Source organism: Crocosphaera sp. (assembly GCF_030064895.1).
GTDB lineage: Bacteria > Cyanobacteriota > Cyanobacteriia > Cyanobacteriales > Microcystaceae > Crocosphaera.
The window spans coordinates 1-16,310 of the sequence record NZ_JASJEB010000080.1 but is presented as its reverse complement, the minus strand read 5'-3'; the positions used below and the strand labels follow the sequence as shown (position 1 = coordinate 16,310).

Annotated in this window: 12 protein-coding genes; 8 read left to right on the top strand and 4 right to left on the bottom strand. The window is 34.8% G+C overall.

Annotation, left to right across the window (positions count from 1 at the left end):
* The first annotated feature begins 5 nt into the window (after positions 1-5).
* Together QNJ66_RS16745 and QNJ66_RS16740 are read left to right on the top strand one after the other, a co-directional pair.
* Positions 6-1,358, top strand: coding sequence for an aspartyl protease family protein (locus QNJ66_RS16745; RefSeq protein WP_300508914.1), 1,353 nt, complete (start codon positions 6-8; stop codon positions 1,356-1,358).
* A complete protein-coding gene (locus QNJ66_RS16740) occupies positions 1,355-3,124 on the top strand; it encodes a serine/threonine-protein kinase (protein WP_300508912.1) in 1,770 nt (589 codons plus the stop codon). The genes QNJ66_RS16745 and QNJ66_RS16740 overlap by 4 nt, the downstream gene beginning before the upstream one ends.
* Before the next feature lie 315 nt (positions 3,125-3,439).
* On the opposite strand, the gene gatB is transcribed toward QNJ66_RS16740, so the two are convergent.
* Both gatB and lysS read right to left on the bottom strand, forming a co-directional pair.
* Positions 3,440-4,927, bottom strand: coding sequence for an Asp-tRNA(Asn)/Glu-tRNA(Gln) amidotransferase subunit GatB (gatB, locus tag QNJ66_RS16735; protein WP_300508910.1), 1,488 nt, complete (start codon positions 4,925-4,927; stop codon positions 3,440-3,442).
* A 222-nt stretch (positions 4,928-5,149) separates the two neighbouring features.
* Positions 5,150-6,871, bottom strand: coding sequence for a lysine--tRNA ligase (lysS, locus tag QNJ66_RS16730; RefSeq protein WP_300508908.1), 1,722 nt, complete (start codon positions 6,869-6,871; stop codon positions 5,150-5,152).
* 322 nt (positions 6,872-7,193) lie between these two features.
* Here lysS and QNJ66_RS16725 point away from each other — a divergent pair, with 322 nt between their 5' ends.
* The 4 genes from QNJ66_RS16725 to QNJ66_RS16710 all read left to right on the top strand — a co-directional run bounded on the left by QNJ66_RS16725 (position 7,194) and on the right by QNJ66_RS16710 (position 9,963).
* On the top strand, positions 7,194-7,853 hold the full coding sequence (locus QNJ66_RS16725; RefSeq protein WP_300508906.1) for a PsbP-related protein: 660 nt from the start codon (positions 7,194-7,196) through the stop codon (positions 7,851-7,853).
* A gap of 18 nt (positions 7,854-7,871) precedes the next feature.
* On the top strand, positions 7,872-8,414 hold the full coding sequence (locus QNJ66_RS16720) for a COP23 domain-containing protein (RefSeq protein WP_300508904.1): 543 nt from the start codon (positions 7,872-7,874) through the stop codon (positions 8,412-8,414).
* Positions 8,415-8,416: 2 nt separating this feature from the next.
* Positions 8,417-8,911: a COP23 domain-containing protein gene (locus tag QNJ66_RS16715; protein WP_300508902.1), complete on the top strand. Its 495-nt coding sequence runs from the start codon at positions 8,417-8,419 to the stop codon at positions 8,909-8,911.
* A 62-nt stretch (positions 8,912-8,973) separates the two neighbouring features.
* Complete coding sequence (locus tag QNJ66_RS16710; RefSeq protein ID WP_300508901.1) at positions 8,974-9,963, top strand: alpha/beta hydrolase; 990 nt, start codon at positions 8,974-8,976, stop codon at positions 9,961-9,963.
* 57 nt (positions 9,964-10,020) lie between these two features.
* On the opposite strand, the gene QNJ66_RS16705 is transcribed toward QNJ66_RS16710, so the two are convergent.
* Both QNJ66_RS16705 and QNJ66_RS16700 read right to left on the bottom strand, forming a co-directional pair.
* Positions 10,021-11,262, bottom strand: coding sequence for a serine/threonine-protein kinase (locus tag QNJ66_RS16705; protein WP_300508900.1), 1,242 nt, complete (start codon positions 11,260-11,262; stop codon positions 10,021-10,023).
* Positions 11,263-11,368: 106 nt separating this feature from the next.
* Positions 11,369-11,989, bottom strand: coding sequence for a DNA-3-methyladenine glycosylase (locus QNJ66_RS16700; RefSeq protein ID WP_300508898.1), 621 nt, complete (start codon positions 11,987-11,989; stop codon positions 11,369-11,371).
* A gap of 128 nt (positions 11,990-12,117) precedes the next feature.
* Here QNJ66_RS16700 and QNJ66_RS16695 point away from each other — a divergent pair, with 128 nt between their 5' ends.
* Both QNJ66_RS16695 and QNJ66_RS16690 read left to right on the top strand, forming a co-directional pair.
* A complete protein-coding gene (locus QNJ66_RS16695) occupies positions 12,118-13,494 on the top strand; it encodes a gluconeogenesis factor YvcK family protein (RefSeq protein ID WP_300508896.1) in 1,377 nt (458 codons plus the stop codon).
* Between the two features lie 111 nt (positions 13,495-13,605).
* The gene (locus QNJ66_RS16690; RefSeq protein ID WP_300508894.1) at positions 13,606-16,092 is read left to right on the top strand and encodes a pentapeptide repeat-containing protein; all 2,487 of its coding nucleotides are present in this window, start codon (positions 13,606-13,608) and stop codon (positions 16,090-16,092) included.
* The last annotated feature ends 218 nt before the right edge of the window (positions 16,093-16,310 follow it).

Genomic DNA, 16,310 nt, shown 5'->3' with positions numbered 1-16,310 from the left:
AAAAAATGAGTTATCAACAAGCCTTACAAGATATAAAATTGGGTTACTATGAAGCAGCGATCGCAAAATTAGATCCCCTCTTACACACAGATCCTTCGCAACCTAAACTATGGTACGCCAAAGCCCTAGCCTTACTTAATTTACAGCGTTTTAGGGAAGCTATAACCAGCGCGCAATTATCCGTCCAGTTAAACCCCACCTTTGCCCCAGGATATCAACTCTTAGGGAACGCTTGTAGTCAACTAGGAGACAAAAGAGGGGCGATCGCAGCCTACAAACAAGCAGCCAATTTTTATCTAGATCAAGGAGATAAAACACAAGCAAAAAACTGTCTAGAGAAGCTTAAAGCATTAGGACCCCAATTTATCCCCAATGAGCAAAAATCTTTACAAGAATCTCAGGCATTTTTGCAAAAAATCAGTATTGATGCTGAAAATAGCCATGATTCCGCAGTCCTAGACAACCTCAACTGGTTACTCAACCTCGACTCAAAAAATGCAGAAGCTTTGGCACAAAGGGCTTTAATCCAAGCTAAAAGGCGCGATTATAGCGCAGCATTAGCTGATATCTCCCTAGCTTTGCAGTTATGCCCCGATGATCTCAATTTACGGCTACAACGGGGAAAAATACGCCTTTGGTTGAACGATGCTGAAGGGGCGATCGCCGATTTTTCTGCTTTATTAGAGACAAAATGGGGCGATCTCTCAGAAATCTATTGTTTACGCAGCCAAGCTTATCAACAACTCAATGACTTGGACTCGGCTTTTCAAGACTTAGCTTATGCCTTGTATCTTAACCCTGAAAACTCAGAATGTTATCGAGTTCGAGGCGATATTTATCAAGGGATGAAAGACTGGGAGGAAGCTATTAGTAATTATCGTCGCGCTGTTAGTTTATCCCTCGAAGAAGGAAACCGTTTCAACTATCAAAAATTACAGGACAAAATTGCAGAGATAGAAAGAAAAATTGAACGAGAAAAACAAGAAGCAGCGCGTATCATTCGAGTTCCGATTAAGTATCGGACTGGAGGAACTCCCGTGATTTCAGTTATGTTTAATGATTCCATTTCCTGTGATATGATCTTGGATACAGGAGCCGGAATAATCTGTATCCCCGAGGACATTGCAAGATCGTTAAACATTGTTTTTATTGGTAATCAACCCCTTCGTGTTGCCGATGGTAGCTTAACAAATACACCCATAGGTTATGTTCGTTCTGTTTCTATTCAAAAGGCTAAAGCAGAGAATTTGGAGGTTGCTGTTTTACCCAGATATAGTCAAGGACTATTAGGACAAAATTATTTATGGCGATATGATATACGCATTTTGCAAACAGAAGTAGAGTTATATTTGCGATGATTAAATATCTTCGTTATCGTTCTAACTATCGTATTTTAGGACAGATTGGCCAAGGACAATTTGGTCGAGTTTATTTTGCTATTTCTCGTAAGACAGGGGAATTTGTCGCCCTAAAAAGTTTACCAAAAGGGTTTCCAACTAATCGTTTTTTGCGGGAATTTTCTTGTTTAATTAGTTTACATCATCCTAATATTGTTGCTTGTAAAGGGATTGAATATCATGGTCAAGGTCGTTATTTAGTCATGGATTATTGTGAAGGGGGAACCCTTCGCGATTTAATGAATTTTCCTGCTGAATTAAGTTTAAAATTGTGTCTTGATTTAGTCATTGATATTTTAGCAGCATTAGAACAAGCTCATCAAAAAAATATTATTCATTGTGATATTAAACCAGAAAATATTTTATTAAGTTTAACCGCAGATAAATGGGTGGCAAAAGTAACGGATTTTGGTATTGCTAAAATTGCTGAAGATAGTAATAATAAGGGAGCAATTGGTTATACAGGTTCCCCTGCTTATATGGCACCTGAGAGATTTTATGGGAAGTATTCTTACGCTTGTGATATATATTCTGTGGGCATTCTTCTCTATGAATTAATCATAGGAGAAAGACCTTTTTCTGGATTGCCTGGGGATTTAATGTTGTCCCATCTTAACCAAAGACTTAATATACCTAATACCGTTCCTAAACCGTTACAAACTATTATCATTAAAGCCTTAGAAAAGTTACCTCAAAGACGATTTTTGTCTGCAAAAAAAATGTTAGAAGCTATCAATATAGCTAAATATAAATTAAATATTAATCGAGAAAATATTAAATTATTTATATCAACTAATATATCAGATTTAACTCTTCAAAATAAGAATTTTATTGAGATAGATAATTCTAATAAGATTAATTTTCTAATTAATAATAATGAAAATATTTATTTAGCTAGTCAAAATCAACTTATTAAACTGTCTAAAGAATCTAAGCAGATAGAGATAATTCACTTTAATCAATCTATAAATTCACTCAAATTACTCTCTCAAGGATGTTTAGTTTTAACCCAAGAAAAAGAAGAAGAAACTTATCAATATTACTTTCATTATTTTTCAGAAAATACACCATTTAAAAGACTGGAACCTTGTTTAGAAATAGAAAGCAAAAATTTAAAATTTTCTTGTGATTTTCAAGAAAATTGGTTAGCCACTATTTCTCAATATGATAATGATAAAATTTTGGCTGAATTTAAAGTTTTTAATTTAAAAACTTTATCCCTTCTCAACTCTCCTAAAACTTGTCCTTTTCCTTCTCAATTAATATCTTTAGATAAGCGTTACGGAATTGCAAATTTTCCCCGTCTTTCCCAAGGAAATAAACGAACTTATTTCTATTTATTTAACCGTCGAGGAAACTTTATTAAGGGGTTTTCTGTTCCCTTATTAATCTCGGAGTTAACACCCAATAAAACTAACCCGTACGAACTATTTGGAGTTGAAACTGTCAAGCAAAATTACGGAATTTTAATCAAACTTAATCCTTTAAATATAACAAGAATCCCTTTGGAATTTGTACCTGATTTTATCATGGGTGAAGCTTGGGGTTATGGGTTAGCAGAAACTACGGGAAATTTGTTACTATTAGATAGATACGGAAACTACAGAGGAAAAATGGACTTAGGAATAGAAATTACAGCTATAACAGGGTTAAATGAGAATCAATTATTAATAGCAACTTTGGAAAATAAACAAGCTAAACTTTTAACCTTGGATCTTATTTTTTAAATATCAATTATTTGAAGTAGTTAAAGAAGTTAGACAAGAATTATGGGATAAACAATGAAAATTGAAACTTATAGAATTGATTAGAATTTTGCCTACATTCCTAAGTAGCTGATTATAAGTAAAAGGAAGGTGGGCAACGCCAATAAAAAGCTTACAAACCTGAGTTCGATATAAGGAAATTTCGAGAAAAATGACTCAAATAAGAAGTCTCAAACCTTCATTATCTCGTTAAAAAATTTATAACTCCTAACTCCGAACTCACGTTACAAACCTTCTCCAAAAACTATTTTGGCATTGCCCAGCCTACAGGTTTAATTATCCGTTCAATAGTTTTTCAACTAATTGATTAGTTAATTTTGGATCAGCACGTCCCCCGGTTTGTTTCATTACTTGTCCCACAAAGAAACCTTTTAACTTTTTCTTCCCTCCTCGGTATTTTTCCACTTCTGAAGGGTTAGCTTCCATTAACGCGCTAATTACTTTTTCAATTTCTCCAGGATCAGAAATTTGGGTCATTCCTTTACTTTCCACAATTGCTTTAGGTGATCCACCTTTTTCTAACAATTCTGGGAGAATTTCTTTAGCAATTTTACCGCTAATAGTTCCTTTTTCAATCAGTTGTACTAACTCCCCTAAACTATCTGATTTAAGGGCAATTTCGGTAATACTTAACTTATTATTATTGAGATAAGCTGCAATATCTTGTGTTACCCAGTTGGCAACTAACTTCGCATCGGCCCCACTGTTAACCGCAGTTTCATAATATTCAGCTACCTCGCGATCATCACTCAATACCCGCGCATCATAAGCAGATAACCCTAACTCCTCTTCGTAACGTTTCCGTTTTTGGGCCGGAAGTTCTGGTAATTCCTCTTTCCAGGCGTTTGAGCGTTCCTCAGACACTTCTAAGGGAGGGAGATCCGGTTCAGGAAAATAACGATAATCGCTAGATCCCTCTTTTTTCCGCATAGAAATAGTTGCTTGGTTGCTTTCATCCCATAAACGGGTTTCTTGGTAGATGGGATCGCCGTTTTCTACTGCTTCTATTTGTCTTTCAATCTCATACTCGATCGCTTTTTGGATTGCGCTGAACGAGTTCATATTTTTGATTTCTACCTTAGTCCCGAACTCTTTTTGTCCTACAGGACGCACAGAAATGTTGACATCGCAGCGCATAGAACCTTCCTGCATATTACCATCACTAATCCCTAAATAACGGACCATACGGCGTAATTCTTGGGCGTATTCGGCTGCCTCTTGTCCGGTTCTGATATCCGGTTCTGAGACAATTTCTAGTAAAGGAACTCCGGTGCGGTTGAAGTCGACTAAGGAGTGGGTGGAACCTGCTAAGCGATCGCTTCCTGCATGGACGAGTTTTCCTGCATCTTCTTCCATGTGTAAGCGAGTGATACCGATGGTTTTACGGGTTACTTCCTTGGTTTTTTTGTCAACTAATTCAATTTCTAGGGAACCGTGTTCAACAATGGGGAGGTCAAACTGAGAAATTTGGTAATTTTTGGGTAGATCGGGATAAAAATATTGTTTTCGGTCAAATTTACTATAGGGTGCGATTTTTGCATTCAAAGCTAACCCCAGTTTAACCGCAGAGGCTAAAACTTCCTCATTGAGTACGGGTAAAACTCCAGGATATCCTAAGCATACAGGACATACATTTGTATTGGGTGGACTATCAAACTCGGTTGAACAATCACAGAATATTTTACTTTTGGTGTTGAGTTGACAGTGTGTTTCTAGTCCGATAATGGCTTCGTATTTGGTTTTGACAGGTGTTGCGGTGGTCATAAACTAATTATAGGTGATAACAAATAGCCTAGTCCATTCTATCCTAATTCAATTGAGTGTATTAATATTTTGTTTAAGTGAGTGTGGGGAGTCTAGGTAGTGTTGACATTTTAATGTTTAATCTACACGTGAGAGAACTGCTGTAATAGCATTAAGTATTATGGTGTTTGAAATTGATAGAATTATAAAAAAGAGTAAGGTGGGCAATGCCCACCCTACTAATTAGTTTTCCTTGTCAAAGCCAAATTTTTCTTTGATTTCAGTGTTGAAATACTGTCCTTTGGATGGGGATTTTTCTAACTCTTCATAGACAGCTTTAGGAATATCATGATATTGATAAACGCTACCATTAGTAAACTCAACTCTGAGAATTTTTGTGTCTGCATCGTAATCAAAAGATTTGATAGCAACACTCTGATTTTTTAGTAAGGGGAAGGCAATAACATCCCGAATACTAGCAGCATCAGTTAATAACATAATTAGGCGATCGATCCCAATTCCTAACCCACCAGTAGGGGGCATGCCATATTCTAATGCTGTTAAGAAATCTTCGTCAACATTATGCGCTTCTAAGTCGCCGGCTGCTTTTTGTTCTGCTTGTTTTTCTAGTCTTTCTCGTTGATCAACAGGGTCAGTTAATTCGGAAAAACTATTGGCTAATTCTCTTCCAACAATATATAATTCAAAGCGTTCCACTAATCCTTGTTTGTTACGGTGAGGTTTAGCTAAAGGAGAAATTTCTACGGGAAAATCGAGGATAAATGTGGGCTGAATTAAGCTTTCTTCTACAGTTTGCTCAAATACTTCATTGAGTAATTTACCTAAACTTTGACAGGTTTCTGGTACTTCTAAACCTGCCTCTTTGACTGCATTTTTGGCTGATTCAAAGTCTTTAAATTTTTCAAAATCTAGCCCACTTTTTTCTTTAACGATATCGTGCATTGTTACCCGTCGCCAAGGGGTTGACAAATCAATTTCTTCCCCTTGATAGTTAATCTTTAAAGTGCCTAAAACTTCTTCTGCTGCGGTGGTAATAATGGCTTCTGTTAGCTCCATCATATCGTTATAATCGGCATAAGCTTGATATAATTCAATGGAGGTAAACTCGGGATTATGTTTGGTAGAAACTCCTTCGTTGCGGAAAATTCTTCCCATTTCAAATACTTTTTCAAACCCTCCCACAATTAACCGTTTGAGATGTAATTCTGTGGCAATCCTTAGATACAAATCCATCTCTAAGGTATTATGATAAGTGATAAAAGGACGGGCTTCTGCGCCCCCTGCTTCTGACTGTAAAACGGGGGTTTCTATTTCTATAAAACCCTGGTTATCTAAGTAACGTCTAATGGAAGCAGTAATCTGGGCCCGACGACGAAATGTTTGTCTAACTTGGGGGTTAACAATTAAGTCTACATACCGTTGACGATAGCGTTTTTCAGTATCTGTTAAACCGTGCCATTTATCGGGTAAAGGTAACAGAGATTTAGTTAATATTTGGTACTCTTTGACTTTAACAGAAAGTTCTCCTTTTTCTGTTCGTTTAATACTACCTTTGACTCCGATAATGTCTCCTGTATCGGTTAATTTTTTTAGGTGATTAAAGGCACTTTCAAGATCGCTCATGTGTGCCTGAATTTCTTTTTTATCCAGATATAATTGAATGGTTCCAGTTTCGTCTTGTAGATTAAAAAAGGCGAGTTTTCCGAAGACACGACGGGCGATAATTCTTCCTGCGATCGCAACATCAACTTCTACTTCTTCCCCATCTTTTAGACTGGCATATTTATCTTGTAATGTAGCAGCATCGTGGCTAGATTTCCATTGATAAGCATAAGGAATTAAGCCTATTTTTTTCAACTGTTCTACTTTTTCGAGGCGTGTGGCGCGAATTTCTTCTAAATTAGAGGATGAATTGGGTTCCCGTCGCGGTTGATTGGAAGACATTGTTAAGATATTGGAGAACAAACTAAAATTAAGTTATTTTGAGGTCAAATAAAGATGAATCTTATTTAACCTAAACTATTATAGCGTGTCTACATATTATAATAAACGGCATTTCTGTAACTATTTTTTATTCTTAGATCCTTATCCGATTACTGTTGATGATTTGTTGAAGTAAGCTCTTAGAAAACAATCAGCTTTCTATAATCTTAAGACATTGTAAGTAAACGAACATCGCCTAAAATTCATTATTTATAATACTCTTATTATACTTATACTCTAGTATAAAACTAAGGCAGAAGATAAAGATGAGGATTTCTCAAGTATGTCTCAATTAGGACAATATCCCCCAAAAAACCCACGTAACAAACCATTAATTATTTCCTTACTCATTACAGGATTTTTGGTATTGGGATTTGTAGGAGGAGGTCTTTGGGCGTTTCAAAAGTTAACTGATAATGGAAAAGAGGAAGAAGAAACTTCCCCTCCACCTACCTCGGAAACCTATAGCAACAGTCGCTTTGGCATTGCCTTGAGCTATCCTCCATCATGGGAACTGAGAAAAGAGCGACAAGACTATCCCCCAAGCGCACTAACGGGACAAAAAAATTTATTTCAGTTATTGGCACCCAATCAAGGAAACGGAGAATACCGAGAGAACATTGTAGTTAAAATTGAGCAAGTAGAAAAGACTCCTTTTCTCGACACATATACCAATGGTCAAAAACTAAGAATCACACAACTTGGAACCTTTGAGGTGGAGAGTAATCAGAGAATGACTATGGATGGACAAGATGTTCGCGAAATAGTTTACTCTGGTAATAATGGTGAATACGATCTGAAGAGAAAACGTATTATTGCTCTTCCAAAAACTCCCTCTGTTCCTCCCTATGTTATTTTGATTACTTACACGGCTGATGTAGAGGATTATGACAAGTATTTACCAGACACTGAGCAGATTTTGCAATCAATTAAACTTGACTAAATTAATAGAGTGAAAAAAATGATCTTGAATTATACAAAGCTTTTGCCTAAAATAGTCGCCTTATCCTTAATAGCACTTGGGTTTAATGTTCCTAGTGTTAACAGTCAAGGAGAGTCAGACATTTTTAGACAAGGTGAAGCATATTATTGTGACAAAACCACCTACGAACATCCTAATTTGATTTTTCGTTCTGATTTAGGCAATATTCGTTTAATTGAGTTTCAAACTGAAGAGTTTGTCACCAATAAAAAACCTCCCTTCACAGGAACAGATTGGACTCCATTAAACCGATGCCTTGAATTAGCAGACCGTGGAATGGAATTCGACAGAAAAGGCATTATCAGCCATCTTACAGTAGAAGAGATGGAAAATGGAATTATGGCTATTTGTATCTCCAAGGAAGATGCTGATCACCTCCAACTTCTGGAGCTTGGAGGAAAAGACTATGTGCGTTTGTTTATAACCCTGAAACGTGATGATAATCCAAAGGAAGTCTTAGAAAAAATTAAGGGAATTTCCGGTCTTGCTCGTCGAGGAGAAGAGGGTCCTTTAATTCATTAAAAATGAACAACAAGTATTATCAGTTATGTTGGGGATTGCTACTAGGAGTGTTATTTTGTGGCTTTTTTCGTAGCGATTCCCAAGCATTTTCTCCCAATCTCCCAATTACATCTCAACTGATATTAAATCAAGAAAATAAATACTTTTGTGATCAGACACAAGACCACCCTATTTTAATAGGTCGTTCTGATTTGGGAAATGTAGAAATAATTATTTTTCAAAATCCTCTTGGGGATTCAACACCAGCGCAACGGTGTCAAGTTGTTGCTGAAAGATTTAATAACTTAGTATTCAGTTATTTGAGTTGGACACGTACTCCCCAGGGGGAAAGAGTGATTATTGCAACTAAATATGAGGGGGTTTTATTTCGTTCTGAAGACAATATCCATCTTCTGTTTGAGTTAAAGGAAGAAGATACAGTTCATGATGTCCTTGAATCCCTCAATGGAATCTTATCTTCTAATTATAATGGTTCTAAAAAAAATATAAAACTATAAACTCATAAAACTTTTCTTAACTTTCTATAATTTATTTTCTCAATGGTATCTAATCATAAAAAATGAATAATCAATTTTTGTTGAATGGGTTTAAATTTATTTTTTTGTTTCTAACAACTAGCTATCATTGGCTAAGTACTTTTTGGGAAAAAAGTCAACAAGTTACCCCAGGAAATTTGATTGATTTAGGGGGTTATAAAGTTCATTATTATCAGAAAGGAGAAGGTGATATTACAGTGGTATTTGACCATAGTTTAGGGGGAATAGAAGGATATTTTTTAATAAATAAAATAGCAGAAATAACTAAGGTTTTTATTTATGATAGACCAGGATATGGTTGCAGTGATTCTAGTCCGAAACAACGTTGTAGTGAAGAAATTGTTTATGAATTAGATCAAATTTTACAAAAAGCAGAAGTTTCACCACCTTATTTATTAGTCGGTGATTCTTTTGGTAGTTATAATGTTAGGTTATATGCTCATTATTTTCCTGAGAGGGTTTGTGGAATTGTTTTAACAGACGGACTCCACGAAAAAGGAATGTTAAACTTACCTTTATCTGTAAAATTGTTAAAAACATTTTTTCTTTCAGGTTTTATTATATCAATTGTTGGTGCAACATTAGGGTTAATAAGACTATTAGGAGATTTAAAAGTATTTGAATTAATCAAACCGCAATTAAAAAAGTTTGATCGAGACAGTCTTATTCTGGTTAAACAGTCTTTTTATCATCCCAAACATTGGTTAACTATGGCCAGAGAAATTTGGAATTTAGAAACCAGTGCAACTCAAGTTAAAAAAGCGAATAATTTGGGTAATATTCCTCTGATTAGCATCAAAGCTAAAACATTTTTTAATCCGTCTATTTTTACTTTTTTCTTACCTTTAAAAGCTATAAATAAAATCAGAAATATTATTCATGATGAATTACTTAAACTCTCATCAAACTCCAGTCAAATTTTAGCTAATAAGAGTAGTCATTTTGTTTGGATAGATGAACCAGAGATTATTATTTCAGCAATAAAACAAATATTGAACTTAGATTTATTATAAATTTTCTGGAGTTTATAGTATGACAAATACAATATAGATAAAAGTATAAAAATTAGGTTATCTTGCACCATGATTAATTAATAATTCTACTATCTCTTTTTTTTCCCTTCTTACCGCATAATGAAGTGAGGTTGGATAATAAAATTGATAAACTTGGTGCCTAGCATTTTGGTGCCTAGCATTAACATCAGCACCACTATTAATTAATCCTTCTACTATCTCTTTTATGTCTTGCTTATTTTCTTTTACTAGGTTATTCAAGAATAATCCACATTTGTGAACATCCATTTTCTGGAATTTGCCACCACTTCTAACATACTCGATAGTAATATTTTTTTCATGACAAACTTGTAAAGGTGCTGGAAACCCTAAACTATTTAGAATAAACCATCTATAATTATAAGAAAAAGTCCCTAATAAAATACTAGCAACTCCTAAACCTATGAAAGCAAACCATCCAACTTGACTGATTTTTTCTTTTTTAATTAACTTGGGATTTTTTAATGCTTTCAATGCTTCTTTTGCTGACAAAAAACGCTCATCAACATCAGGGGCTAATATTTTTTCTAACCACTGAATAAATTCATCAGATAGTTGAATATAATCACCAATCTTATCAAGATTAACTGTTTCTTTATGGGCCAATAAATGATCGGGAGGACGACGAGTTAATAGATAAAATAATGTTCTCCCTAAACTATATAAGTCAGAAGCAGGAACGGGTTTACCTATTTGTTGTTCCGGGGACATATAACCAATAGTTCCAATGCCAACTGTTCCTCCCATCATCGTATTATAATAAGCATTATGAACCGCGCCAAAATCTACTAAAAATATTTTTCCATCATCACTAAGAATTAAGTTATGGGGTTTAATATCTCGGTGAATAATACTGGGTTGAAAATTGTGTAAATAGTCAAGAATAGAGAGAACTTGTTGTGCGATATTCTTAACTTCTGTTTCTGTTAATCTTAGTCCAGCTTCTACTTGTTGATTTAAGTTTTTTCCTGGCACTAACTGTTGTACAAGGTATAACTTGTTATCTTCTTCTAATTGAAAATAATCGATATATTTAGGAATATTAGGATGATTTAATTGTTTTAAAACTGTAACTTCTTGTTCTAATAATTCTAGATGTTTACCATCGCTCATGTTCTGTAAAGAGATTACTTTCAGAGCTATTTTTTGACCTGTGTTTACCTCTTCTGCTGCATAAGTTATTCCCATTGCTCCCTTACCGAGTTCGTAAAGAATTTTATAATGTTTTTCCAGGGAGTCTTTTCTATAGGAGAGAATCATAAAAGTTAGCTAATGATCAGATAACTTTTATTGTAACAATTTTTTTGATAGTTGATGATAATAATTTGGTTTTAATAGCTTTAATTTTATTAAAATTTTACATTATTTAATATTGAACAGGGACAGGATCAAGACTACGCCATAAATACCAAGTTGCTACAGTACGATAGGGTTTCCAGCCTTGTGAAAGTTCTTTTATTTCTCCTTTACTTAAGGCTTTTTCCCCACCATAATGAAGTTGAATAGCATTAATTAAACCCAGATCAGCCATCGGAAAAATATCTCTGCGATGTAAATGAAAAATCAAAAACATTTGTGCTGTCCAGGGACCAATTCCTTTAATAGAAGTTAATTGCTCCATAACCTCTTTATCATTCATATCTGACCAACTTTGAGGCGTTAAAATACCATTTTTAAATCCTTTTGTAATATTAGTAATATAAGCAATTTTTTGCCGAGACAAACCACACTCACGTAACAATTGAGCATCTCTTTCTAAATAATTTTCAACAGTAATTTCCCCTAACAAAGACTCTAATCTTTTATAAATTGCATTAGCTGCACTAACCGAAATTTGCTGCCCCAGAATTGCTTTAACTAAAGTAAGGAAAGCATCATGATAATTAATCATGGTTTCTGAAGGATATAACGCAATAATATCCGCTAAAATAGCGTCATTTAAGCTTAAATATTCCTTCGCTTCTTGCCAATAACCCGGAGAACTCATAACAATATCACCCCATCAACTCGAACTTTACCCACTGGAAATCGTCATAGTTATAAATTTTGTGCTAACGTTTCCATAAAACATTATATTAAAGTTCATTTATAACTTACTCCTGGTGATCATGACCTATGCCTATCACCCCTTTAAAACAAGCAATACGCAAACTGTCACCCAAACAGCGAAAATGGTCAATGGTTGGCCACAGAACCCCAAAACGGGTTAATCGTTGGTTCAAATGGCTATCCCCTGGCCTATTCATCAAACGTTGGTTACTCATAAGTGCCACAGGTTTATTATTATCGGTATTAGGCTTAGCTATTTGGGCGAAATTAACCCCTGTTTACCTGTTATTAGACTTAATCTCCCAACTACTCGAAACCATTACCACCTACGTTCCTAACTATATTTCCGGTCCAGTGGCGGTGTTGGGGGGACTATTTTTGCTATTATGGGGACAAAGTCGTACAGTGGGTTCTATTACCGAAGCGTTTCCTGATAGCGATCAAGAGTTGGTAGATCGCCTTTTAACACATCGTCGCTTACATCGTGGTCCGAAAATTGTGGCCATTGGCGGGGGAACAGGATTATCTACCCTATTACGAGGTTTAAAGGGATATAGTGCTAATATCACCGCTATTGTCACCGTAGCAGATGATGGTGGTTCTTCGGGACGACTCAGGGAAGAAATTGGAGTGTTACCCCCTGGAGATATTCGTAACTGTATGGCAGCTTTAGCGGACGAAGAAAAGTTATTAACGGAGTTGTTTCAGTACCGTTTTCAAGCAGGAGAAGGACTCACAGGCCATAGTTTTGGAAACTTGTTCTTGACGGCCATGACAGCTATTACCGGACGAGATTTTGAGAAGGCCATCGCAGCTAGTTCAAAAGTTCTTGCTATTCGGGGTAAAGTATTACCAGCAACCTTGAGTGATGTCCGTTTATGGGCCAGATTGCATGATGGCCGTTTTGTGGAAGGAGAATCCAATATTACCGAAGCTGGTGGCAAAATCAGTCAAATTGGCTGTTTTCCTGAAAATCCCCCCGGTTTACCTGCTGCTTTACAAGCAATTAGTGAAGCTGACTATATTGTAATGGGGCCTGGGAGTCTTTATACCAGTATTATTCCTAATCTTTTGGTACCAGAAATTAGAGAGGCTTTAGCTAAGGTAAAAGTTCCCCGAATTTATGTTTGTAATATCATGACTCAACCTGGCGAAACTGATGGTTATAGTGTATCTGATCATATTAAAGCTATTAATCGTGTTTGTGGACAACGAATATTTGATGCTGTTTTAGTACAACGAACTTCTCCTTCTGATGTAGTCATCAAACATTATGCTAAAGAACAATCTCACCCTGTATTTTTAGACAAAGAAGATGTCACTAAGTTAGGATGTCGTATTGTTTTAGCTAATATTATGGATGAAGAGGAAATGACGGGAAAAGTGAGTCATCATCCCCAAAGATTAGCTAGAGTTTTATTCCGTTGGTACAGCAAAAATTAACAATATAGCAATAAGGAATGATTCATGAGATATTTTTTCTTATTTCCTGTTCCCTTATCTCACACTTAATTTACACAACTGATAACTGATTGCTATATGTTGTAACCTAAAATGTTTATTAATACCGAACCTTTTAATGACCGGGGACAAAGGGGAGAAAGAATAGTATGGAAGCAAATTAAACAAGCATTTTATCAACGAAAATGTCTAATTTATTGGCGTTATCCTATCTTCCCACTACGGGGAAAAATACGGAAAGAAACTGATATTTTAATTGTTGATTTTGAGTTAGGGTTAATCATTATTGAAGTCAAGTCTTTATTGATTGATCAAATTGTTACTATTGAGGGACATTCTTGGATTTATAAAAACTTTTATACTACTAAAGGAAACCCTTATCAACAAGCAGAAAATCAACTATTTTCTTTATTAGAATATATTAATCAAGAACCTAGTTTATCAAATAAAATTCCAGCAAAAGTATTAATTGCTTTACCTTTTATTAGTTCAAAACAATGGAAAATAAAAGGATTTAATAAACTGGTTAGTAACCCTCCTATTCTTTTTCAAGATCATTTACTTTCATTAGAAACTATCCAAACAATTATTAAGCAAACACCAGCTATTACTGTCGGGAAAAAAATCAATGATTATCAATGGAATTTAATTCTTAGTATTCTCTCAGGAACACCTATTTTATGTCGAGATTTACATCAAGTTTTAGGAAAAAACAATAGTAAAGGTAAACTCATACAAAGTTTGAGAAAATATATTTATGAATTTGATTTACAACAGGAAAAAATTGCTAAACAAATTCCTACAGGGTTTCAAAGAATACGAGGTATTGCTGGTTCAGGAAAGACAGTTTTACTGTGTCAAAAAGCAGCTATTATGCACCTGAAATATCCTCATTGGAAAATAGCTTTTGTTTTCTTTTCTCGTAGTCTTTATGGAGAAATTATAAAACAGATTGATCAATGGGTTAGATATTTTAGTCATCAACAACAAACATACAATATCAATAATCAACAATTACAGGTTTTTCATGGTTGGGGTTCTCGAGAACAATTAGGATTTTATCGCTTCTTATGTCAAGTAACAAAAGTCGTTCCTTTAGGAGTTAATCAAACCACATTTCAACAACCATCAGAAGCATTAGGGGAAGTCTGTGTTAACCTCTTAAATCAAACTGCAATTCCTCAGATTTTTGATGCTATTTTAATCGATGAAGGGCAAGACTTCATGGTTGAAAATTGGCTTTATAAGGAAAAACAGCCTTTTTATTGGTTAGCTTATCAAGCATTACGTCCAGTTGATGCTGTAGATATTAAACAAAAAAGATTGATTTGGACTTATGATGAATTACAGAGTTTAGATAGTTTAGACGTTCCCAATCCCAGTGAAATTTTTGGTCAAGAATTAGGCAATATTGTCACAGGAAAATATGATAATGAAATTAATAAAACAGAGATAATGTCTCGTTGTTATCGGACACCCCATTTGATTATTATTGCTGCCCACGCTATGGTTATGGGATGGTTACGCCCCCAAGGAATATTAACAGGAATCAGCGATAAAAAAGATTGGAAAAGTTTAGGATATGAAGTGCATGGAGACATAAAAAAAGGCAGAAAAATAACTATTACTAGACCTTTAGAAAATTCCCCAAACCCTTTACATAAAACTTGTCAATATCCATTAATTCAATTTAATAAATATTTATCAAGACAACAAGAAATTAGTGCTTTATATCAAAAAATTTATCAAAATTTACGTCAAGATGGACTACGACCAAGTAAAGAGATTTTAGTTTTAATTTTGGGTAATTATTTTGACTCTTTTCGCTTACAACAAACCACTGCTAATTTTCTGATTAGACAAGGGATTGATATTTATATTCCAGGAACTAAAAAATGTAATGATTTAACCCAAGAAAATACCCCGTCCTTAACCACAGAATTTAAAAATAATCCTAATCAATTTTGGTATGAAGGGGCCGTAACAATATCTCGTATTCATCGCGCTAAAGGACAAGAAGCAGATATGGTTTATATTATTGGATTAGATCATATTGCTAAAGCAGAAAATAACTTATTATCCCGTAATCAATTATTTGTAGCAATGACGCGATCGCAGGGATGGTTAACTATTAGTGGAATTAGCAATTATTCCCTATATCAAGAATTAGAAAATGTCCTCAAACAAAAAGATAGATTTACCATAACTTATAACACTCCAAAACAAAGAGAAATCATGATAACAGAAGCAGCAGAATTATTACAAAGATATCGCTTAGGAGAAAGAAATTTTCAACAAGCAGAACTCTCTAACATGAATTTACAATACCTCAACCTAGAAAATATTAACCTCATCGCTGCAAATTTATCAGGGACTAATTTACAATACAGCAACCTCAATCGTGCTAAACTAATAGCAGCAAATTTAGAAAATGCTAACCTCACAGGAGTTAGTTTAGTTAAAGCTAAATTAATCGGTGCAAATTTAACCAATGCAGACCTAACCAATGCAGATTTAACTAATGCAGACCTAACGGATGTTATTCTCAATAATACCCAAGGAATTATTAATTATAGCTAATCAATTACAACAATAAATCAAGATATTAGTTGAGACTCCGCTATATAAAACTTACTCAAACTTACCCATCAGGTTTTTAGGCTCATGATAACTTGGTTTGAGTCTATTTTACTTCCTGCTTCATCCAAGGGAGTCGGCTCTGACTTGTCCACAGGCGTAACTTTGGCCGTAGCTCGGCCTAGTTTTTCCAGGTTTTTTGCTGCGTTTAAATCCCTATC